At 72.2% G+C, this 21,033-nt stretch carries 18 protein-coding genes and 1 tRNA gene; 12 read left to right on the forward strand and 7 right to left on the reverse strand.

Annotated elements, in window-relative coordinates; all coding sequences use genetic code 11:
- Positions 1-4 precede the first annotated feature (4 nt).
- From BM236_RS07110 to BM236_RS07120, 3 genes are read right to left on the reverse strand one after another with little or no spacing between them, the layout of a single operon-like run.
- Complete coding sequence (locus BM236_RS07110) at positions 5-448, reverse strand: MOSC domain-containing protein (RefSeq protein WP_091121878.1); 444 nt, start codon at positions 446-448, stop codon at positions 5-7.
- Positions 445-747: a MotA/TolQ/ExbB proton channel family protein gene (locus BM236_RS07115; RefSeq protein ID WP_091121880.1), complete on the reverse strand. Its 303-nt coding sequence runs from the start codon at positions 745-747 to the stop codon at positions 445-447. Before BM236_RS07115 ends, BM236_RS07110 begins: the two co-directional genes overlap by 4 nt.
- A 10-nt stretch (positions 748-757) precedes the next feature.
- Complete coding sequence (locus BM236_RS07120) at positions 758-3,091, reverse strand: DEAD/DEAH box helicase (RefSeq protein ID WP_245750188.1); 2,334 nt, start codon at positions 3,089-3,091, stop codon at positions 758-760.
- A gap of 186 nt (positions 3,092-3,277) precedes the next feature.
- Between BM236_RS07120 and BM236_RS07125 the strand changes: the two genes are divergently transcribed.
- The 3 genes from BM236_RS07125 (at position 3,278) to BM236_RS07135 (ending at position 7,704) form a co-directional block, all read left to right on the forward strand.
- Positions 3,278-3,616, forward strand: a complete 339-nt coding sequence (locus BM236_RS07125; protein WP_091121883.1) for an anti-sigma factor antagonist — start codon at positions 3,278-3,280, stop codon at positions 3,614-3,616.
- 165 nt (positions 3,617-3,781) lie between these two features.
- Entirely contained in the window at positions 3,782-6,085 is a 2,304-nt protein-coding gene (locus BM236_RS07130; protein WP_091121885.1) for a sodium-translocating pyrophosphatase, read from the forward strand.
- 122 nt (positions 6,086-6,207) lie between these two features.
- Positions 6,208-7,704 (forward strand): DUF7059 domain-containing protein, encoded by a 1,497-nt coding sequence (locus BM236_RS07135; protein ID WP_091121887.1) that lies wholly within the window; start codon positions 6,208-6,210, stop codon positions 7,702-7,704.
- Here BM236_RS07135 and BM236_RS07140 read toward each other — a convergent pair.
- On the reverse strand, positions 7,701-8,474 hold the full coding sequence (locus BM236_RS07140) for a hypothetical protein (protein ID WP_091121888.1): 774 nt from the start codon (positions 8,472-8,474) through the stop codon (positions 7,701-7,703). The two genes, BM236_RS07135 and BM236_RS07140, sit on opposite strands and share 4 nt — an antisense overlap.
- 175 nt (positions 8,475-8,649) lie before the next feature.
- Between BM236_RS07140 and topA the strand changes: the two genes are divergently transcribed.
- From topA to BM236_RS07175, 7 genes are all read left to right on the forward strand, one after another.
- Positions 8,650-11,346 carry a type I DNA topoisomerase gene (topA, locus tag BM236_RS07145; RefSeq protein ID WP_091121891.1) on the forward strand — a complete coding sequence of 899 codons (2,697 nt, stop codon included), beginning with the start codon at positions 8,650-8,652 and terminating at the stop codon, positions 11,344-11,346.
- Complete coding sequence (locus BM236_RS07150) at positions 11,343-12,164, forward strand: alpha/beta hydrolase family protein (protein WP_091121893.1); 822 nt, start codon at positions 11,343-11,345, stop codon at positions 12,162-12,164. The genes topA and BM236_RS07150 overlap by 4 nt, the downstream gene beginning before the upstream one ends.
- 9 nt (positions 12,165-12,173) lie before the next feature.
- On the forward strand, positions 12,174-12,482 hold the full coding sequence (locus BM236_RS07155) for a putative quinol monooxygenase (protein ID WP_091121896.1): 309 nt from the start codon (positions 12,174-12,176) through the stop codon (positions 12,480-12,482).
- Between the two features lie 10 nt (positions 12,483-12,492).
- On the forward strand, positions 12,493-13,137 hold the full coding sequence (gene tmk, locus BM236_RS07160) for a dTMP kinase (protein ID WP_091121898.1): 645 nt from the start codon (positions 12,493-12,495) through the stop codon (positions 13,135-13,137).
- Entirely contained in the window at positions 13,134-14,303 is a 1,170-nt protein-coding gene (locus BM236_RS07165; RefSeq protein ID WP_245750189.1) for a DNA polymerase III subunit delta', read from the forward strand. The genes tmk and BM236_RS07165 overlap by 4 nt, the downstream gene beginning before the upstream one ends.
- Positions 14,300-15,853 (forward strand): alpha/beta fold hydrolase, encoded by a 1,554-nt coding sequence (locus BM236_RS07170; RefSeq protein WP_091121900.1) that lies wholly within the window; start codon positions 14,300-14,302, stop codon positions 15,851-15,853. The genes BM236_RS07165 and BM236_RS07170 overlap by 4 nt, the downstream gene beginning before the upstream one ends.
- Positions 15,854-15,957: 104 nt before the next feature.
- Positions 15,958-16,030: transfer RNA gene (locus BM236_RS07175), tRNA-Thr, on the forward strand.
- Positions 16,031-16,094: 64 nt separating this feature from the next.
- On the opposite strand, the gene BM236_RS19610 is transcribed toward BM236_RS07175, so the two are convergent.
- Positions 16,095-16,499, reverse strand: coding sequence for an ATP-dependent DNA ligase (locus BM236_RS19610; RefSeq protein WP_175507588.1), 405 nt, complete (start codon positions 16,497-16,499; stop codon positions 16,095-16,097).
- A complete protein-coding gene (locus BM236_RS18915; RefSeq protein WP_175507589.1) occupies positions 16,460-16,837 on the reverse strand; it encodes a hypothetical protein in 378 nt (125 codons plus the stop codon). Before BM236_RS18915 ends, BM236_RS19610 begins: the two co-directional genes overlap by 40 nt.
- Before the next feature lie 171 nt (positions 16,838-17,008).
- On the opposite strand from BM236_RS18915, the gene BM236_RS07185 reads away from it, so the two are divergent.
- Positions 17,009-17,308 carry a chorismate mutase gene (locus BM236_RS07185; RefSeq protein ID WP_091121903.1) on the forward strand — a complete coding sequence of 100 codons (300 nt, stop codon included), beginning with the start codon at positions 17,009-17,011 and terminating at the stop codon, positions 17,306-17,308.
- A 169-nt stretch (positions 17,309-17,477) separates the two neighbouring features.
- A complete protein-coding gene (locus BM236_RS07190) occupies positions 17,478-19,076 on the forward strand; it encodes a S53 family peptidase (protein WP_091121904.1) in 1,599 nt (532 codons plus the stop codon).
- A 9-nt stretch (positions 19,077-19,085) separates the two neighbouring features.
- Here BM236_RS07190 and BM236_RS07195 read toward each other — a convergent pair whose 3' ends face one another.
- Positions 19,086-20,945: a penicillin-binding transpeptidase domain-containing protein gene (locus BM236_RS07195; RefSeq protein WP_091121907.1), complete on the reverse strand. Its 1,860-nt coding sequence runs from the start codon at positions 20,943-20,945 to the stop codon at positions 19,086-19,088.
- Positions 20,946-21,033: the final 88 nt, after the last annotated feature.

Raw genomic sequence — 21,033 nt, forward strand, 5'->3', positions numbered from 1 at the left:
GCTCCTACTCGTCGTCCTCGACCGGCACGACCTCGTCCCCGACCGCGATCGTCCCGGACTCGAGGATCCGGAAGGCGGTTCCTGCCCGGCGACGCAGCGCGCTCGCGGCGCCGGTTCCGATCCAGTCGTCGAGCAATCGGCACGGGGCGGCCACCCGGACGACCTCGAGCAGGACCGGTCCGATCCGCAGGCGCTCGCCCGGGCGGGTCGGGACCGGGCCGTGGGCGAGCGTGATGTTGCGTCGGGTCGCGCCCGAGGGGATGTCGGCGCCGAGATCGGCGGCGGCGAGGTCCAGCTCGTCACGGGCCTGGATCGTCACGTGCCGGTGCTTGGTGCCGTGGTACCGATCGCCGACCAGCCCTCGCCCGGCCTCGGCCTCCACGGCGGGGACCGACCGCGTCGGCAGCCGGCTACCCGGCGCGATGTGGATCTCGACGACCCGCGTCACTGGCCGGGTCGTTCGTCGTCGTCGTCGCGACGGTCCCCGTCGACCCTGTCGAGCTTGTCCGACAGCTCGCGCAGGCGCTTCTGGTCGCGTCGCTGACGGAGCTCGCGCTTGGTGCCGAACTTGCTGATCGAGAAGCCCCAGAGGATCGCGACGCCGGCGAAGACGCCCACCAGGAAAACTGACGTCGCCCCGATGTGGATGCCCAGCAGGCTGGCATGGCCGGAGTCGCCGGCCGTGAACAGGCCCGCGAGCAGTGCGATCACGCCGAGCACGATCAGGATGAGCCCGAAGACCAGCATGGTGCGCAGCCTAGGGCGTCGGACCGGCCCCCGCGAGCAGCGCTCGCAGCAGCCGCGCAGCGCCGGCCTTGTCGAGCGGGTTGTTCTGGTTGCCGCACTTCGGTGACTGCACGCAGGAGGGACAGCCGTCGTCGCACTCGCAGGCCTCGATCGTCTCGACCGTCGCCGACAGCCACCCGCGGGCCGACCGGAACCCCCGCTCGGCGAAGCCGGCCCCGCCGGGGTGGCCGTCATAGACGAAGACTGTCAGGACGCCGGTGTCGGGGTGGACGGCGGTCGAGACACCGCCGATGTCCCACCGGTCGCAGGTCGCGAACAGCGGGAGCAGCCCGATCGAGCAGTGCTCGGCGGCGTGCGCCGACCCGGGGACGTCGACCGGCTGCAGTCCCGCATCGGCCACGACGTGGTCGGGCACCGTCCACCACACCGCGCTGGTCCGCAGGCTGCGCTCCGGCAGGTCGAGCGGCTCCTCTCCGATCACCTCGCCGCCCGGCTGACGGCGCCGGAGGAACGAGACGACCTGGTGGGTGACGTCGACGTCCCCGAACGAGAGCCGGCAGTCGCCCCAGCGCTCGCTCTCCCGCTCGGCCACGATCGTGATGTCGGTCGTCTCGCGCGCCACGGTGGAGTAGCCGGGGTCGGCTCGCTCCATGACCGCGACGCTCTCCTCGAGGTCGAGCGAGCGGACCAGCCAGGTCTCACCCTGGTGCAGGTAGACCGCCCCGGTGTGCGCGGTGCCGTGAGCGCGGGCCGCGTCGACGGTCCCGACGACACGGCCGGTGGACGCCTCGATCAGCTGGACGGCGCTGCCGCCGGCCGAGCGGATGTCGACGAGGTCGGCAGCCCGACGCCGGTCGGTCCAGAACCACCCGCGCGGCCGCTTGCGCAGCACGCCGGCCTCGGTCAGCGAGTGCACGATGTCCGGTGCCGTCGGGCCGAAGAGCTCGAGGTCGGCGGAGGTCAGCGGGATCTCCTGCGCGGCGGCGCACAGGTGCGGACCGAGGACGTAGGGGTTGCCGGGGTCGAAGACGGTCGCCTCGACGGGTCGGCCGATCAGCGCCTCGGGGTGGGTGACGAGGTAGGTGTCGAGCGGGTCGTCGCGGGCGATCAGCACGCCCAGTGCGTCCTGCGCGCCCCTGCCGGCTCGGCCGACCTGCTGCCACAGCGCGGCCCTGGTCCCCGGGTATCCCGCCATGAGCACCGCGTCGAGCCCGCTGACGTCGATGCCGAGCTCGAGCGCGTTGGTGGCGGCGATGCCCAGCAGCTGTCCGGACCGAAGAGCCTGCTCGATCTCGCGACGCTCCTCGGGCAGGTAGCCGCCGCGGTAGGCGGCGACGCGCCCGGGGAGCTCCGCGTCGACGTCGGCGAGCAGTCCGGCCGCGGTCATCGCCACCTGCTCGACGCCCGTCCGGGAGCGCACGAACGCCAGCGTCCGCACGTCGGAGGAGACGAGGTCGGCCAGCAGGTCGGCGGTCTCCGAGGACGCGGCTCGGCGCACCGGGGCGCCGTTCTCACCCGCGTGGCTCGTCAGCGGCGGCTGCCAGAGCGCCAGCGAGACCTGACCTCGCGGCGAGCCGTCGGTCGTCACGGGGACGACGTCGAGACCTGTCAGCCGGCGCCCGGCGGTCTCCGGCTCCGCGACCGTCGCCGAGGCGAGGATGAAGGTCGGCGACGCGCCGTAGGACGCCGCGACCCGGCGCAGCCGACGCAGGACGTGGGCGACATGGGCGCCGAAGACGCCGCGGTAGTGGTGGCACTCGTCGACCACGACGTAGGCCAGCGACCCGAAGAACGACGCCCAGCGGCTGTGCCCGGGCAGCAGCGAGCGGTGCAGCATGTCGGGGTTGGTGAGCACGTAGTCGGCGTACGCCCGGGTCCACTCGCGCTGCTCGCGGGGGCTGTCGCCGTCGTGGGTGGTGACGCGTACGTCGAGCCCGAGCGCCTGCACCCGGGCGAGCTGGTCCTGGGCGAGCGCCTTCGTGGGCGCGAGGTAGAGGACCGTGGCGCCGCGCTGCCCCTTCGGGCCCCTGGCCTCGCGCACAGCGGTGAGCGCGGGCAGCTGGTAGGCCAGCGACTTGCCCGAGGCGGTGCCCGTCGCGAGCACGACGTGAGCGCCGGAGTAGGCGGCGTCGGCGGCGACGACCTGGTGTCGCCACGGCCGCTCGACCCCGCGCGAGCGGAAGGCGTCGACCACCTCGGCGTCCGCCCACCCGGGCCAGTCGACCGTGTCGGCGGCACGCGGCGGGAGCTCCTCGAGATGGGTCAGCCGACCCTCCCGACCGGGGACCGCGGCGAGCCGGTGCAGCAGCGTCGGCACGTCGTGGTGCAGGGCAGGAGCGGTCACCCGTCCATCCTCGCAAAGGTCACCGACAGTGGCGGCGGCAGACCGGCGGCGTGCACGGCTGTGTGCTTGTTTGCGCGCCGTGTGGCCAGACGTGATTACATAGGGTCCGGCTTCGCAGACCGGGGGGATCTGAGCCCCGATCAGAGGCCGGATCGCTCGTCACCTGACGTCACTCTGGAGTGCTCCGTGGACCTGACCCTTGCGACCCGAGAGGTCGACGGGACGACCATCGTCTCGGTCGGTGGTGAGATCGACGTCTACACGGCACCCAAGCTCCGCGACAAGATCACCGAGCTGGTCGCCGCCGGAGCGCACAACCTCGTCGTCGACCTCGAGGCCGTCGAGTTCCTCGACTCGACCGGCCTGGGCGTCCTTGTCGGTGGCCTGAAGAAGGTCCGGGCCCACGACGGCAGCCTCCAGCTCGTCTGCACGCAGGACCGCCTGCTGAAGATCTTCCGGATCACCGGGCTGGCCAAGGTCTTCGCGATCCACGGCTCCGCCGAGTCGGCGATCGCCGCCGTCTGACGCTGACCTCCTCCGCCGTTCTCGGCCCGGGTCGACGGCTCTGACAGCCGTCTCTCCCGCGTTGCGCGCACTTTCCGCGCAGTCGTTCGCTTCGCCTCCTTCCCAGTGTGGCGCCGGTCACCTACCCTGCCGTGGGGAGAAGACCCGTGCTCACAGGAGGACCGAATGTCCGATGTGGAAGTAACCGGAGGCGACCTCGTCCTGGTCGTCATCGTCGCGGTGGTCGCGCTGGCCGCCCTTGCGTTGGGATTCATGTTCCGGCGTGAGGTCCTCGCGGCCCCGACCGGTACCGAGAAGATGATGACGATCGCCCGCGCGGTCGAGGAGGGAGCCGGGGCCTACCTCGGCCGCCAGTTCCGCACCCTCGCCGTCTTCGCCGCCGTGGCGTTCGTGGTGCTCTTCGCACTACCGGCCGATGACGCCACGGTCCGCATCGGCCGCTCGATCTTCTTCCTCCTGGGCGCCGGGTTCAGCGCCACCGTCGGCTATCTGGGCATGTCGCTGGCGGTCCGGGCCAATGTCCGCGTCGCCGCGGCCGCCGAGGCCGCCGGCCGTGAGCCGGCGATGAAGATCGGCTTCCGGACCGGCGCGACGGTCGGCATGCTGACCGTCGGCCTCGGGCTGCTCGGGGCCAGCGTCGTCGTCATCATCTTCCAAGACGAGGCTCCGCACGTGCTCGAGGGCTTCGGCTTCGGCGCCGCCCTGCTCGCCATGTTCATGCGGGTCGGCGGCGGCATCTTCACCAAGGCCGCCGACGTCGGTGCGGACCTCGTCGGCAAGGTCGAGCAGAACATCCCCGAGGACGACCCGCGCAACGCCGCGACGATCGCCGACAACGTCGGTGACAACGTCGGTGACTGCGCCGGCATGGCCGCCGACCTCTTCGAGTCCTACGCCGTCACGCTGGTCGCCGCGCTGATCCTCGGGTCGCAGGCGCTCGGCGACAAGGGCCTCGTCTTCCCGCTCATCGTCCCGGCCATCGGTGCCCTGACCGCCGTCATCGGCATCTACCTCTGCCGGCCGCGAGCCGGTGAGAACGGGCTGCGCACGATCAACCGCGCGTTCTACATCTCCGCCGCGGTGGGCGCGGTCGGCTCCGCTCTCGCCGCATTCCTCTACCTGCCGGGTGAGTGGAGCGACCTGGCCGGCGCCTCGGGGGTGGCCGCCGACATCAGCCCGCGCCTGCTGGCGGCCGGCGCGGTCGTGATCGGGGTCGTCCTGGCCGCCGCGATCCTCGCGCTGACGGGCTACTTCACCGGGACCGAGCACCGACCGGTCAAGGACGTCGGCCTGACCAGTCTCACCGGCGCCGCGACCGTCATCCTCAGCGGCCTCTCGGTCGGGTTCGAGTCGGCCGTCTACACCGCGATCGTCATCGGCGCGGCCGTGTTCGGTGCGGCCCTGCTCGCCGGCGGCACCACGGCGCTGGCGCTCTTCGCGGTCTCCCTCGCGGGCTGTGGCCTGCTGACCACCGTCGGCGTCATCGTCGCGATGGACACCTTCGGGCCCGTCTCCGACAACGCCCAGGGCATCGCCGAGATGTCGGGCGAGGTCGGCGAAGCGGGCGCGCAGATCCTCACCGAGCTCGACGCGGTCGGCAACACGACCAAGGCGATCACCAAGGGCATCGCCATCGCCACCGCGGTGCTCGCGGCCAGCGCCCTGTTCGCGTCCTACACGCAGAGCGCCTTCGACGCCTTCGCCGACGCCACCGGGGACACCGAGGACGCCATCCTCGGCGGCTTCCTCGTCTTCGACGCCAAGCTGCTCGTGGGGGCGCTGCTCGGGGCCAGCGTCGTCTTCCTCTTCTCCGGGCTGGCCATCAACGCGGTCGGCCGGGCGGCCGGCGCGGTCGTCTACGAGGTACGCCGGCAGTTCCGTGAGATCCCCGGGATCATGGAGGGCACCGGCCGGCCCGAGTACGGCCGGGTTGTCGACATCGTCACCCGCGACTCGCTCCGGGAGCTGGCCACGCCGGGCATCCTCGCGATCCTCGCTCCGGTCGCCGTCGGCTTCGGCCTCGGGATCGGGCCGCTGGCCGGGTTCCTGGCCGGTGCGATCGCCACCGGCACGCTCATGGCCGTCTTCCTGGCCAACTCCGGCGGCGCCTGGGACAACGCCAAGAAGCTGGTCGAGGATGGCCACCACGGCGGCAAGGGCTCCGACGCCCACGCCGCGACGGTCATCGGCGACACGGTCGGCGACCCCTTCAAGGACACCGCCGGCCCGGCGATCAACCCGCTGCTCAAGGTGATGAACCTGGTCAGCCTGCTGATCGTCGCGGCGATCGTGAACCTTTCCTACGGGAAGCACGAGAGCGACTGGCTGCGCATCCTCATCGCCGTCGCGGCGGCCCTCGGCATCGCCGTCGCCGTCTACATCTCGAAGCGGCGGCCGGTGGCGATCGGCAGCAGCGACGGCGAGCCCGACGCGGTCACATCGGTCGGCGACCCCGTCTCCCCGGTCTGACCCAGGACCCGACGAACGGCCGGAGGGGCCGGAGCACCCGCTCCGGCCCCTCCGTCGTGTCGGCCCCTCGGGCGGCCGGGCCACGGGAGCCCACCTCCGACACCCGCCGTTAGGCTCTGTCCGTGCGCGAGATCAGCGATCTGCCCCACCGGCTCCGCGAGGCGCTGGTCGCCGCGCACTTCACCTATGACGAGGTCGCGGAGGTGCTCGGCCCCCTCGCGCACGCGGCCCTGGGCCGCAACGAGACGACGCCGGGCCTGCGGCGCACCCGGGGCGGCAGCCCCTTGGAGACGCTGGTCCGGCTCTTCCTGCTGCAGGCCCCGGTCTCGCTCGAGGCCGCGGAGGCCGCGCTGCCGCGTCTGGTCGACCGGCTCGCCGTGGAGGGGCTGCTCGAGCAGTCGGTCGGCGAGGTCGCCGCCCGCATGGACGTGCGCCCCTACGCGACCGACGCCGGGGCCGAGGAGGGCGGCAACCTCTGGGTGGTCTCCGACCTCACCCCCGGCCTGGACGGGGCACCCCAGCGGGTGGGCAGCGACTACGTGCTCGGCATCAGCCCGGCCTCGACGTCGCTGGCCCAGCTCACCATCCGCGACCGGGTCAGCCGCAGCCTCGACCTCGGCACCGGCTGCGGGGTCCAGGCCCTCCACCTCGCGGCCCACTCGAGCCAGGTCGTCGCCACCGACGTGAACGAGCGGGCGCTCTGGATCACCCGCTTCAACGCGGCCCTCAACTGGGTCGGCCACCAGGTCGAGGTCCGCGAGGGGTCGTTCTTCGAGCCGGTCCACGGCGAGACCTTCGACCTGATCGCGACGAACCCGCCCTTCGTGATCTCGCCGGCCACCGGCGAGCGGCTCGTCTACCGCGACTCCGGGCTCCCCGGCGACCGCGTGGTCGAGGACATCGTCCGCGCCGCCCCCGACCTGCTCAACCCGGGCGGCTGGTGCCAGATCCTCGCCAACTGGGCGATCACCCGCGGCACCGCCTGGGACGAGCGGATCGAGTCGTGGCTCGGCGAGGACACCGACGCCTTCGTCGTCCAGCGCGAGATCCTCGACCCCGCGGCCTACGTCGAGCTGTGGCTGAAGGACTCCGGCCACCACCCCGCCACCGGCTCGGAGCACGCCGACGACTACCGCTCGCGCTACGACACCTGGCTCTCCTGGATGGAGGAGCAGGGCGTCGAGGGCGTGGGCTTCGGCTGGATCAACCTGCACAAGTCCGGCGGCCAGGACCCCCGGCGCGAGCTGCTCGAGTGGCCGTACGACGTCGAGCAGCCGATCGCTCCGGCGATCGCGGCCTGGGGCAGCGCCGTGCGTGCCGAGGTCGGACCGGACTCGCGGCTGCTGCTCCCCGCCGACGTGCAGCAGGAGACCGTCGGAGTGCCCGGCGCCGAGGACCCGACGGCCGTCGTCCTCCGTCAGCAACGCGGCCTGCGCCGAGCACGTCAGGTCGACACCGTCACCGCCGCCCTGGTCGGCGCCTGCGACGGCGAGCTCGCGCTCGGCCGGCTGCTGGACGCCATCTCCGAGCTCCTGGACCTGGACGCCGCGAGCACCCGGGCGACGTACGAGCCGATCGCGCAGGAGCTCGTCGCCGAGGGGTTCCTGACCACCACCTAGGCGACCTCCTCCCGCACCTGCGCGGCCAGAGCACGCTCGCGCACGCCGAGCAGCTGGCGGCGTACCGAGGACACCAGCAGGTCCGCGTGGCCGAGCGGCAGGAGGTCGCGGGACTGACCGCCGTAGGACCACGGGCGGTCGACCGGGCTCCACCCGAACGGACCCGCCAGTGCATCGCGCACCTTGGCGCCGATCGTCGAGCCGCCCTGGGTGGCGTTGAGATAGGGCTTGAGCTCCTTCTCGGTCACCACGCCCCGCGGGAAGAGCTGGCCGTTGGCGTGACCGACCGCCCACACCACGCCGAGCGTCAGCAGCGAGGCCGAGCGCGTCCCCGTGACGACGCCGGGCGCGCGCTCGTGGAGCCGCACCAGGCCGCGGCGCAGCGCGATGCCGGTCTCCTCGTCGAAGAACTGCCGCGCGGTCGCGTCGAGCAGGACCAGGCAGGACTCCAGCCGCTGACGGTGGCCGGGCGGGAGCCCGTCCGGCAGCTCGAGGCCGTCGTCGGCGAGGGGCACGGTGTCGAGGCCGAGGACCGCGTCGCGTCCGCCGCAGACGGAGTCGAGCCAGCGCAGCGCGCGCGACCAGTCCGGCTCACGGCGCGGCTCGGGGAGCGAGCGGGCGTAGCCGACCACCGCACCCATCAGGTCGCGGCACTCCGGGCACAGATGGACGACCTCCTCGCGATCGGGGCGTCGGTCGCCGTACCAGCTCGAGGCGCCGGCCGCCTCACGGCCGCCGTAGTCGTCGTAGTCGTCGTAGTCGTCGTACATGTCAGACCTCCAGTCGGGTTGGAAGTCGTCGTCCGCGGACCATGAGACACCTCACCACCGACGGTCCGGTGGGGGACTGCGCGGGCGGTGGAATGGACAGCACGCGCTACCGTGTTCGGCCGGGAGCCCCGCTTGGGGCGATCCCGAGCGAATCAGCGAGTAGGGAAGTAAGCAGTTGGCGCACAAGTTGGTGATCGTCGAGTCTCCGGCGAAGGCCCGCACGATCGGCGGGTACCTCGGCCAGGGCTACGTCGTCGAGTCCTCCATCGGCCACATCCGCGACCTCCCGCAGAGCGCCGCCGACACCCCGGCCAAGATCAAGGACAAGCCGTGGGGCCGGCTCGCCGTCGACGTCGACAACGGCTTCGAGCCCTACTACGTCGTGCCGCGCGACAAGAAGAGCCACATCTCCAAGCTCAAGACGCTGCTCAAGGACGCCGACGAGCTCTACCTCGCCACCGATGAGGACCGCGAGGGGGAGGCGATCGCCTGGCACCTGCTCGACGAGCTCAAGCCCAAGAACATCCCCGTCCGCCGGATGGTCTTCCATGAGATCACCAAGTCGGCCATCCAGGCCGCCGCGGAGAACCCGCGCGAGCTCGACATGGACCTCGTCGAGGCGCAGGAGACCCGTCGGATCCTCGACCGGCTCTACGGCTACGAGGTCTCCCCGGTGCTGTGGAAGAAGATCTCCTCGGGTCTCTCCGCCGGCCGGGTGCAGTCGGTCGCGACGCGGCTCGTGGTCGACCGCGAGCAGGAGCGGATCGACTTCAAGGTCGCCTCCTACTGGGACCTCGACGGCACCTTCGACGCGGGCAACGCCGCCGACCAGCGGATGTTCCCGGCCAAGGTGTGGACCGTCGACGGCTCCCGGGTCGCCAACGGCAGCAACTTCGGCCCGGACGGCCTGCTCAAGGGCCGAGACGTCGTGCACCTGGACCGCGCGAGGGCGGAGGCGCTGGTCGCGGCGCTGGCCGACACGACGTACGACGTCCGCTCGGTCGAGTCCAAGCCCTACCGCCGCTCCCCCTACGCCCCCTTCCGCACCACCACGCTGCAGCAGGAGGCCTCCCGCAAGCTCGGCATGAGCGCGAGCGTCACCATGAGCGTGGCGCAGCGGCTCTACGAGAACGGCTTCATCACCTACATGCGAACCGACAGCATCAGCCTGTCGGACACCGCGATCCGGGCCGCCCGCCGCCAGGTCCAGGAGCTGTACGGCGCCGAGTACCTGCCCGACGCCCCGCGGACCTACTTGAGCAAGGTCAAGAACGCCCAGGAGGCCCACGAGGCGATCCGCCCGGCGGGCGACTCCTTCCGGACCCCGGCGCAGACCGGGCTGACCGGCGACCAGTTCCGGCTCTACGAGCTGATCTGGATGCGGACCGTCGCGTCGCAGATGAAGGACGCCACCGGGCAGTCCGTCACGATCCGGCTCGGCGGCGCCGCGAGCACCGGCGAGGACGTCGTGTTCTCCGCCTCCGGCCGGGTCATCACCTTCCACGGGTTCCTCAAGGCCTACGTCGAGGGCACCGACTCCGCCGAGCAGAGCAGCGACGACGCCGAGACCCGCCTGCCGAACCTCGCGCAGGGCGACACGGTCACCGCGGCCAGCCTGCGGGCGCAGGGGCACGAGACGAAGCCGCCGGCGCGCTACACCGAGGCGACGCTCATCAAGGAGCTCGAGGACCGCGAGATCGGTCGCCCGTCGACGTACGCCTCGATCATCGGGACGATCCTCAACCGCGGCTACGTCTACAAGAAGGGCACCGCACTGGTGCCCGCCTGGATCGCCTTCAGCGTGATCCGGCTGCTCAACGACCACTTCCACCGGCTCGTCGACTACGACTTCACCGCCGTGATGGAGGACATCCTCGACGAGATCGCGCGGGGCGAGAAGAGCCGCACGACCGAGCTGCACGAGTTCTACTACGGCTCGGAGTCGATCGACGGGCTCAAGAAGCTCGTCGACGAGCTCGGCGACATCGACGCCCGCGAGCTGGCGACCTTCCCGATCGGCGGGCCCGACTCGGGCGTCCAGCTGCGCGTCGGCCGCTACGGCCCCTACGTCGAGACCGTCGACACGAAGGCCGCCGGTGACGACGAGGGGGAGGCTGGCGCCGCCGTCCGGGCCAACGTGCCCGACGACCTGCCGCCCGACGAGCTCACCCTCGAGAAGGCCAAGGAGCTGCTGGCGAACCCGGCCGGCGAGGAGGTCCGGCTCGGTCGTCACCCGGAGAGCGGGCTCGAGGTGGTCGCCAAGAGCGGTCGCTTCGGCCCCTACGTCACCGAGCTGCTGCCCGAGGACGCCCCGAAGAGCGCCAAGGCGCGCACCGGCTCGCTGTTCAAGTCGATGACGCTGGACACGGTCACGCTCGACGACGCGGTCAAGCTGCTCTCGCTGCCGCGGGTGGTCGGCACGGCCGAGGACGGCGAGGAGATCACCGCGCAGAACGGTCGCTACGGCCCCTATCTCAAGAAGGGCACCGACTCGCGGTCCCTGGCGAGCGAGGACCAGCTGCTGACGATCACCCTCGACGAGGCGCTGCGGATCTACGCCCAGCCCAAGCAGCGCGGTCGTGCCGCGGCCGCCGCTCCGCTCAAGGAGCTCGGCAACGACCCGGTGTCGGGCAACCCCGTGGTCATCAAGAACGGCCGCTTCGGCGAGTACGTCACCGACGGCGAGTACAACGCGACCCTGCGCCGCGACGACTCCGTCGAGGCGATGACCCTCGAGCGCGCCGCCGAGCTGCTCGCGGAGAAGCGCGCCAAGGGCCCCGCCAAGAAGACCGCGAAGAAGGGCGCGAAGAAGGCGCCCGCCAAGCGGGCTCCCGCCAAGAAGACCGCGAAGAGGACCGCCAAGAAGTCGTGAGCAGCACCGAGATCGTCCTCGAGCGCGCGGAGGGCACCTCGTCGACGCTGACGATCTGGCCCGCGGCCGACCCGGCCGCTGTCGTCGCGCTCATCGTCCCGGCGATGGGCATGCCCGCGAGCTACTACCACCGGTTCGGCGAGGCGCTCGCCGCCGCGGGCATGCACTGCTCCCTCATGGAGCTGCGCGGCCACGAGGCGAGCGGCGGGCGGATCCCGGGTCGTGACTACGACCTCGGGTACGCCGACATGGCCGACGATCTCGACGACGCGGTCCGAGCGACCCGCCGTGCGCTGCCCGGCGCATCCGTCCTGCTGCTCGGCCACAGCATGGGCGGCCAGCTCGCCACGATGTACGCCGCCCTGCACCCGGGCCGGGTCGCGGGGATCGTCCTGGTGGCGTCCTCGACGCCGCACTGGCGCACCTGGTCCCCCTGGATCCTCCCGCTCGGCGTCGGCTTCGTCGGCGTCAGCAGGCTCTTGGGCCACTTCCCCGGCCAGCGCGTGAAGTTCGCCGGCCGGGAGGCGCGCGGAACCATGCGCGACTGGGCCCACCTCGCGCGCACCGGCCGCTTCGTGGCCGGTGAGGACCGGCTCGCCGGCGTCGACCTCCCGGTCCTCGCGATCTCGGTCGAGGGCGACCGGCTCGGCCCGCCGCGGGCCGTCGACGCGCTGACCGCCAAGGTGCCGAACGCACACGTCACGCGCGACCACCTCGACGTCGATGGGATCGACCACTTCAAGTGGGCGAGGCGGCCCGAGGCCGTCGTACCCCGGATCGTGGCGTGGGCCGCGAGCGCTGTCGGAGCCGACGCCTAGCCTCTCCTCATGACCTTCGCCAACGCCGGCACACTGGGCGCCGTCCCGGGCAGACGGGACGAGCTCGTCGCCCACCTGACCCGCCGGGGTCCTCGCCTGGCAGACGCCGGCTGCCTGCTCTACGAGGTCGGCGTCAACGACGACGAACCCGACACGGTCTTCGTCGTCGAGCTGTGGACGTCGGCCGGCGCCCATCGGGCCTCGCTCGAGCTCCCGGAGGTGCAGCAGGCGATCGCCGAGGCGCGCCCGATGCTGTCCGGGCAGTTCGGTGGCTTCCGGTTCGAGGTCGTCGGGTCACCCCTCCGCGCCACCACGTAGGTTGTCCCGCGTGAGCCCAGGCGTCTACACCCCCCGCGGCGTCTTCGTGTGTTTCGAGGGCGGTGAGGGGTCGGGCAAGTCGACCCAGTCGCGGCTGCTCCGCGACGCGCTGACCGATGCGGGCCACACCGTGCTGCTCACCTTCGAGCCCGGCGACACCCTCGTCGGCAAGGAGCTGCGCCGGATCGTGCTCGACCCCGCGACCGGTGCGCTGGCCGACAAGACCGAGGCGCTGCTCTACGCCGCCGACAAGGCCGAGCACGTCGAGACGGTCGTCCTTCCCGCGCTCGCCCGCGGCGAGGTCGTCATCACCGACCGCTACGTCGACTCGACGCTGGCCTACCAGGGGGCGGGTCGCTCGCTCGACGTCGCCGAGGTGGAGCAGGTGGCCCGCTGGGCGACCGGCGACCTGCGCCCTCACCTCACCGTGCTCCTCGACCTGGAGGCGACCGCCGGCCTGGGCCGCTTCGAGGAGCGCGACCGGATCGAGGGGGAGTCGGTGGAGTTCCACGAGCGCGTCCGGGAGGCGTTCGTGCGGATGGCTGAGGCCGATCCCGACCACTACCTCGTGCTCGACGCTCGTGCGCCCGTGGGCGACATCCACCAGCAGATCCTGCAGCGGCTCGACCCCTTGCTCGGTCAGGCGGCCAGATGACGGCCGAGATGACGACCCGGATGACGACGTGGGACAGGCTGGTCGGCCAGCGGCACGCGATCGCGACCCTGCAGGCGGCCGCCGCCGGCCGGGGGATGACGCACGCGTGGCTCTTCACCGGCCCGCCCGGGTCGGGCCGGTCCAATGCGGCGATCGCGTTCGCGGCGGCGCTGCAGTGCCCCGACGGCGGGTGCGGGACCTGCCACGAGTGCCACACGGTGCTCGCCGGAAGCCACGCCGACGTGAGCGTCGTGCGCACCGAGAAGCTGTCGATCGGCGTGGACGAGGTGCGCGACCTGGTCCGCCGCTCGGCGCTCGCCCCGGCCGGGCGACGGTGGCAGATCATGGTCGTGGAGGACGCCGACCGGCTCACCGAGCAGGCCAACAACGCCCTCCTCAAGGCGATCGAGGAGCCCACCGCCCACACCGTCTGGATGCTGTGCGCGCCCACCACCGAGGACCTCCTCCCGACGATCCGGTCCCGGTGTCGGCTGGTCACCTTGTCGACGCCGACGACGGAGGAGGTGGCCGGCTTCCTGCGCAGCACCGACGGCGTCGACGACGCGCTGGCGACCTATGCGGCCCGGGCGAGCCAGGGCCACATCGGCCGGGCGCGGGCGCTCGCCCGCGACGACGCCACCCGCCGTCGTCGCGAGGAGGTCGTCGGCCTGCCCCGGAGACTGACCACGCTCGGCGCCTGCATGCGGGCCGCCGAGAGCCTCGTCGAGGTCGCGAAGGCCGAGGCGGAGGCGATCACCACCGACCTCGACTCCCGTGAGAAGGCCGACCTCGACGTCGGCTACGGCGTCGTCGAGCGGGGACGCCGACCGCGTGACTACGCCCCGGCCCTGCGTCGCCTGGAGGAGTCGCAGAAGACCCGCGCCAAGCGCCGCGTGCTCGACGTCGTCGACCGTGGCCTGATGGACCTCGTCAGTGTCTATCGCGACGCGATCGCGCTGGCGACCGGAGCCCCCGGCGCGCTCGTCAACGAGGAGATCCGCGCCGACGTCGAGGCGCTCGCGCGCGCCTCGACCCCGGAGCTCAACCTTCAGCGGATCGCGGCGATCTTCCAGGCGCGCGAACAGATGCTGGAGTTCAACGTCCAGCCGGCGCTCGCGCTGGAGTCCATGATGGTCGCCCTGCGCAGCACCGAGGACGATCAGTGAGCCGGATCGTCGCGGCGGTCGTCGTCCTCGCCCTGGTCCTGGGCGGCGGTGGACTGGTCGCGCTCACCCTGCTGCGCAGCGACGACGACGGCTCCACCTCGGCGCCGCTTCCGTCGCCGGCCGCGGCGTCCATCGAGCCGGGTGCGCAGGACGCGCCCGATCCCGCGCTGCAGAGCTTCTACACCCAGACCCTGGACTGGAGCAGGTGCCGCAGCCGGTTCTGGTGCAGCACCCTCGAGGTGCCGCTCGACTACGCCCAGCCCTCCGGGCAGACGATCCGCCTGGCGCTGCTCGAGGCGCCCGCCACCGGCAAGCGGATCGGATCGATGGTCGTCAACCCGGGCGGTCCGGGCGTTCCCGGGACCGACTACGCGGCGGTGAGCTCACGGGCATTCCGCGAGCCGCTGCGGCAGCGCTACGACATCGTCGGCTTCGATCCCCGTGGCACGGGCGCCAGCAGCCCCGTCGACTGCCTGGGCGACAGTGCGCTGACAGCCTTCCTCTCCGCCGATCCCGACCCTGACGACTCGAAGGAGGAGTCGGCCTTCTTCGACTCCGCCCGCGCGATGGGGGCGGGCTGCGCGCAGCGGTCCGGCGCCGTCGCCGCGCACGTCTCGACGGTCGAGGCCGCCCGCGACATCGACGTCCTGCGTGCCGCCCTCGGCGAGGCGAAGCTGACCTACTGGGGAGCCTCCTACGGCACCAAGCTCGGGGCGACGTACGCCGACCTCTTCCCGACCCGCGTGGGCCGGTTCGTGCTCGACGGGGCACTGGACCCGGCGCTACCGACCCGCGAGATCAACCTGCAGCAGGCCAAGGGCTTCGAGACCGCCCTGCGCGCCTACGTGGAGAACTGCACGAAGTCCAGCGGCTGCTTCCTCGGCCACACGGTCGACGAGGGTGTCGCCAAGATCAAGTCGTTCCTCGACGACGTGGACGCCGAGCCGCTGCCCAGCAGCGACGGTCGCCAGGTGACCGAGGGCGACGCCTTCATCGGCCTGGCCTACCCGCTCTACTCGCGTGACCTGTGGCTGATCCTCAGCACCGCCCTGAAGGCGGCACTGGCCGGTGACGGCAGTGGGCTGATGGTGCTGGCCGACGCCTATGCCGAGCGCTCGAAGGGGGAGTACGCCAACAACTCGCAGGAGGCGATCTACGCGATCAACTGCCTCGACGACCCATGGGCGCTGCACACGCCCGCCGAGGTGAAGGCCGAGGTGCCCGCCTTCGAGGAGGCCTCCCCGACCTTCGGGCGCGCCTTCGCGTGGATGGGCGCGTCCTGCTCGGGGTTCCAGCAGGCGACCACCTCGAAGCCGCATCCGGTCCGCGCGGCCGGAGCGGCCCCGATCGTGGTCACCGGCACCACCCGTGACCCCGCCACGCCGCTGCAGTGGGCGGAGAACCTGGCCGCCGAGCTCGAGTCCGGTGTCCTCGTCACCCGCGACGGCGACGGCCACACCGCCTACAACTCTGGCAACAAGTGCGTCGACAACGCGCTCGAGGACTACATGATCGACGGCAAGGTCCCGAAGGACGGGCTCGCCTGCTGATCGGGCTCCCCGCGGCCTGCGTCGTCCGACGGCCCGCCGGTTTCGTCGGCCCGGTGGGTCGTCGGTATGCTTCCCGCGTTGCACCCTCGACGAGCGTGCAGCACGCCGCCTTAGCTCAGTCGGTAGAGCAACTCACTCGTAATGAGTAGGTCGTCAGTTCGATTCTGACAGGCGGCTCACCCGAAGGGCCTCTCACCTGGGAACACCCCGGGATGAGTGGCCTTTCGTCATTTCGATGCGGTCATGCTGGCCGGCTGGCTCGGGGCCAACCGCCTCGCCATAGCCGGCGAGGCCATCCGTCGCTGGAGCGCGTTGAAGTCAAGACCGTCGCCTGCCCACACCAGCAGCTCTCCGTCGACGACCGTTCCGGCGGCAGCATCTGCCCCGCGGCCGTCGCGACGTCGGGGAAGGCGCCGGTGAGGTCCGAGCCCCTGCGCGACAAGATCCCCACCCGGTCCTCCTCTACCAGGACGATCCCCCTGTAGCCGTCGTACTTCAGCTCAGCCCAGAACCGCGGACGACCCAGCGCACGATGTGCTCCACCGCCGCCTCTTCGCCTCCTCCGCGACCGACCCGGACCGCGTCGTCCTTCCAGTCGTCGCGCCCTCAGGCACAGCGCTTCCTGGACACCAGGATCACGGCCCACGTCAGGACGGCGCCGGTGAGCAGCAAGACGTGCTGGCCGGCGGACGGATCTCCGACGGCGTGCCCGAACTGCGCCAGGGCGGCGAAAGCAACCGGCGGCTGCCAGGTGTCGATCGTCGAGGCGACGCGGACGCCGTTGCTGATCGGATCGACGACGCTCCGGACCCGCAGGATCCAGGCGTCCAGCAGGCTGACCACCAGAGTGACCGCGGTGAGGACGATGGCCGGGTTGATCGACTTGCTGACGAGGAACCAGATCGAGATGCCCGCGCACCCGAGCATCAGCACGATGCGCGTCAGCAGCCAGATGCCGTAACGGTTGTCGGTCGTCGCCTCCACGTCGGTTGATCCTGCCCCAATCACCCAGGCCGTTGAAACCGGCGCCAGGCACGGAGGAGGTCAGGTCGAGCTTGTCGGCGGGGGCTCCGTCGTTCCCGAGGCGAGCCACCCCCGTGTCCACGGTCGGCGGCACGGCACGAGCGGCCTGCCGGACGCTGGTTTGATGGAGTGGTGACGGCCCCCGACGACGCGCGTGCCGAGCTGGCTCGGCTGCGCGGCAGCATCGACAACCTCGACGCGGCCCTCGTGCACCTGCTCGCCGAACGCTTCAAGTGCACCGAGCAGGTCGGCCGGCTCAAGGCCCGTGCCGGGTTCCCGCCGGCCGATCCGGATCGCGAGGCGGTCCAGATCGCCCGCCTGCGGCGACTGTCCGAGGAGAGCGGGCTCGATCCGGTCTTCGCCGAGAAGGTGCTCAACGTGATCATCGCCGAGGTCATCCGCAACCACGAGGCCTTCGCGCTCGAGGAGTAGCGAGGTCGTCGGCGCCGACTGGTCGGACCGCGTGACCGACGCCACCGCGGCCTGACCCGGTCCAGTCTCAGGAGCGGGCAGGTCCTGCCGATGTCTCGGGTGACCATCCGCGTGCCAGCGCCGACGAGCCGGGTGCCTGCGGGTCCGCACGAGACAGGAACCGCACCCGATGAGGCTTCGCGCCCTGCTGGGGTCAGCCGCGCTGCTGGCCTCGCCGCTCAGCGTCGTCACCCTGTCGACAGGAGCGCAGGCGACCGACGTGCAGACCGTCCCGGCCGAGCCCGTCACCTGCCAGGACCTTCCCCGGGTCGCCGGCCAGATGACCTGCATGAGCGAGGTGGGCGCGGCCGTCGCGCCGACGTCTGTCCGCTCCCTCGCCCGGGCCCAGCTGTCTCCGCAGAGCGGTGCCTCGAAGGTCGGGTCCTACACGCCGGCCGACATCGCCGCCCTCTACCGCCTGCCCGCCGACGCAGGGGCCGGCACGACCGTCGCCGTCATCGAGGCCGGCAGCAGCCCCGAGCTCGAGACGAACCTGGCGACGTACCGCTCCCGGTTCGGCCTTGCCGCGTGCTCGAAGGCCAATGGCTGCCTGTCCGAGCTCAACCAGAGCGGCGGCTCGGTCCTGCCCGCACCGGTGGCCGGTTGGGACTTCGAGATCAACATGGACGTCCAAGCGGTCTCCGCCGCCTGCCCGGCGTGCAGGATCCTCGTCGTCGGCGCGGCCAGCGCCTACATGAACGACCTCAACGCCGCCGTGCAGACGGCGGTGGACCGGGGCGCGCGCTACGTCTCCATGTCCTACGGCGGCGCCGAGTGGTCCCACCAGGCCGTCGACGACAGGGTCTTCGCGACCAACCCCGGTGTCGTCTTCACCGCCTCCACCGGAGACGACGGTTTCGCCGGCGGCACGTCCTTCCCCGCCTCCTCGACCCACGTCGTCGCCGCCGGAGGGACCCACGTCGAGAAGGTCTCGGGCGTCTGGCACCAGACGGCCTGGGACCACGCCGGGTCGGGGTGCTCGGCCTACGACCCGATGCCGACGGTGCAGCGCGCAGCGTCCGTCGCGGTGACCGCGTGCGGCCTCAAGCGAGCGACCGGCGACCTCTCCGCGCTCGCCGACCCGCACACCGGGATGCTCGTCTATGCCCAGCACGCCTGGTACAACGGCGGCGGTACGTCGCTCTCGGCGCCCCTGATCGCGGCGATGTACGCGCTCGCCGGCAACCACACCGATCCGTTCAGCGTCTACTACAAGACCGCCTGGCTGACCGACATCACGTCCGGGGCGACCGCCGGCTGCGACGGCAGCAGCCGCTGCACCGCCGGCCCCGGATGGGACGGACCGACCGGCCTGGGCACACCCGACGGCCTCGCCGCCCTCTCGCTCCAAACCAGGGCGTCGACGCCGGCTCCGGCCCTCGCCACTCCGCCGGTCCCGCCGAGCCAGGCGCCCACGTCCCCGGCCGTCACGTCGCACCGGTTCGCCCGCTCCGGCGCGATGAGGGTGAGCGGACCGGCCAGGCGGGGCAGGAGCGTCCGCGCCTCCTACGGGACCTTCCGCGCCGACAGCCTGCTCGGCACGGTCCTCCGGCCGGCCGTCACGATCAGCTGGTACGTCGACGGCCGGGTCGTCCGGGGCGCGCACGGCAGGCGTCTCGTGGTCAGGAGGGCCTGGGCGGGCAAGCGCCTCTCGTTCCGGATCACCGCGGTGGCGCCCGGCTTCCTGCCGTCGACCTATCTCTCCCGCCGGACGGCGAAGGTCAGGTAGACGCGGCGCTCAGGAGAGGAACGACTTCAGCAGCGGCCCCGCCGTCTGCGACCCGGACTCACCTGTCTCGACGTAGACGGCCACGGCGAGGTCGCCTCGGGTCGCGATCATCCAGACGTGTGTCGGCAGCGAGCCGTCGGGTCGGGGGTCGCCGTACTCCGCCGTGCCGGTCTTCGCGCCCACGTCGCCGAGCCCGGCGAGGAAACGCCCGGAGCCCTCGGTGACCACCGCGCGCATCAGCCCGCGCAGCTGCTTCGCCTCGGTGGCCGTCAGCGGCTTCTCGGGCGACGCGGTCGGGGCGATCCCGTCGATCAGGTGCGGTACGACGACATGGCCCGCCGCGACCGACGCCGCGACCGTCGCCATCGCCAGCGGGCTGGCCAGCACCTTGCCCTGGCCGATCAGGTCGGCGGCCTTCTCGGTCTCACCGGCGGGAGGCGGGACCTGGCCGAAGTAGGCCGGGAAGCCGAGGTCGTGGTCGACGCCGAGGCCGAGCGCGGCGGCGGCGTCGGCGAGGTCGCCGTCCTTCAGCCGGTCGCGCTGCCCGATCACTGCGGTGTTGCAGGAGTTCGCGATCGCGGTTCGATAAGCGATCCGCCCCAGCCGGGACGAGGGGTAGTCGCTGTAGTTCTTGAACCGCTTGCCGTTGACGTCGACGGTGGCCGGGCAGTCGACGACGTCGTCGGGCTTCAGCCCGGCCCGGAGCAGGGCGAGCGAGCTGACGATCTTGAAGGTGGACCCCGGCGCGGCGTGGCCGTAGTCCGCGATGTCCTGGCCGCCGTTGCCCGGGCCGTTCGCGGCGGCCAGGACGTCGCCCGTCGAGGGCCGGATCGCGACGATGGCGCTGGCCGGCGACTTCTCGTCCCCGGCAGCGGTCAGGATGCGCTCGGCCTTCTTCTGCAGGTCGAGGTCGAGGGTGAGCCGCAGCGGCTGCCCGGCCGTGCCGGGCCACGTCGCGAGCGTGCGGGCGGCCGTCCCCTCGCCGACCGCGCGCACCTCCACGTCGGGGGTGCCGGCCAGCTGCTCGTCGTACCGCGCCTGCAGGCCGGACAGGCCGACCTCGTCGCCGCCCTGCACGCGGCCGTCGGACTTCTCGACCACCTCCGCGGTCGCCGGGCCGACCGTGCCGAGCAGCCCGGCGCCGAAGTCGCGGGTCGGCGCGAGCGGCAGCCTGTCCGGGAGGATGAGCGCCCCGGGGATGGCGCCGAAGCCCTCGACGCCGTGCGAGTCCTCGGGCCGGAGCACGATCGCCTCCACGAACGCCTTCGGCCCGGCGCCCTGGGCCTCCTTCACGAACCGCTCCGAGTCGACGCCGACCGCCGCGGCGATGCGCTGCGCCGAGCCGGGTACGTCGGCCGCGGGGAGGCGCGCCTTGTCGAGCCCGAAGCGGTAGACCCGGCGCTCGGTCACGACCGGCCGGTCCCCCGCACCGAGGATGTCGGCGCGGCCGGGCAGCGTCCGCTTCACGTCGATCCGCTCGGCGGCGGCCAGGTCGGGGGCGAGCGCGGTCGGCTTCCAGGCCACCCGCCACTCGTCGTCGACCTTCGTCAGGGCCGCCGTGGTCCGGTAGCTCCACTCGTGGCCGCCGACCTGCCACTCCCAGCTCAGCCGGGCGGTCGCGGCGTCGCCGTCGGTCCGCACGCTGTCCGCCCGCACCTCGACCGGGTAGGACTCGAGGTCGGCGACCTGGGTGCCGAACTGCTTGGCGGCTCCTGCATCGGTCAGCCGCACCCCCTTCAGGGTGTGCTTCTGCAGCGTCTTGGCGAGGTCGGCCGCAGCGGCCTTCGCCCCTGCCTCGTCGTCACCGCAGGCGGTTGTGGAGGTGACGACAAGGACGGTGAGAGCGAGGGCTCCGAGGGCGCGGCGCATGGGCTCACTCTGGTCGATCCCGGCAGACGGCACAAAGCAAAAGGCCGGCGCGTCCCCCGCAGCCCGGAGGACGCCGGCGCTCGGGGTC

Source organism: Nocardioides terrae, assembly GCF_900112345.1.
In the GTDB taxonomy this organism is placed as follows: domain Bacteria; phylum Actinomycetota; class Actinomycetes; order Propionibacteriales; family Nocardioidaceae; genus Nocardioides; species Nocardioides terrae.

Excerpts from the sequence above, each read along its gene's own strand:
- BM236_RS07115 (WP_091121880.1), bottom strand. The coding sequence starts at position 747 with ATGCTGGTCTTCGGGCTCATCCTGATCGTGCTCGGCGTGATCGCACTG.
- BM236_RS07130 (WP_091121885.1), top strand. The coding sequence starts at position 3,782 with ATGTCCGATGTGGAAGTAACCGGAGGCGACCTCGTCCTGGTCGTCATC.
- BM236_RS07140 (WP_091121888.1), bottom strand. The coding sequence starts at position 8,474 with ATGTACGACGACTACGACGACTACGACGACTACGGCGGCCGTGAGGCG.
- BM236_RS07155 (WP_091121896.1), top strand. The coding sequence starts at position 12,174 with ATGACCTTCGCCAACGCCGGCACACTGGGCGCCGTCCCGGGCAGACGG.
- BM236_RS07165 (WP_245750189.1), top strand. The coding sequence starts at position 13,134 with ATGACGGCCGAGATGACGACCCGGATGACGACGTGGGACAGGCTGGTC.
- BM236_RS07190 (WP_091121904.1), top strand. The coding sequence starts at position 17,478 with ATGAGGCTTCGCGCCCTGCTGGGGTCAGCCGCGCTGCTGGCCTCGCCG.
- BM236_RS07195 (WP_091121907.1), bottom strand. The coding sequence starts at position 20,945 with ATGCGCCGCGCCCTCGGAGCCCTCGCTCTCACCGTCCTTGTCGTCACC.